Source organism: Bifidobacterium jacchi, from assembly GCF_009078285.1.
Lineage (GTDB): Bacteria > Actinomycetota > Actinomycetes > Actinomycetales > Bifidobacteriaceae > Bifidobacterium > Bifidobacterium jacchi.
This window is the reverse complement of record NZ_RQSP01000145.1, coordinates 1-216: the sequence shown is the minus strand read 5'-3', so window position 1 is coordinate 216 and position 216 is coordinate 1. Positions and strand designations below refer to the sequence as shown.

Below are 216 nucleotides of genomic sequence, written 5' to 3'. Positions count from 1 at the left end.
GAACCGGATAATGGACGCGAGACTATCGCCTGTTCGTGTTGATCGCAGTGGATCGTCTAATGCTCTCTAGTCGCCCGGCCGTCATGCCGGACTGTGCGCGCCACCCTATAGGGTGGTGTGTGATTGCGGTTCGACCATTAGTACCGGTCGGCTCCACCCCTCACAGGGCTTCCACCTCCGGCCTATCGACCACGTGTTCTCCATGGGGTCTACAGG

The 216-nt window shown here is 59.7% G+C and carries 1 rRNA gene; it reads right to left on the bottom strand.

The features are described from left to right. Window positions 1-117 precede the first annotated feature (117 nt). A 23S ribosomal RNA gene (locus EHS19_RS10570) occupies window positions 118-216 on the bottom strand; the annotation flags it as partial.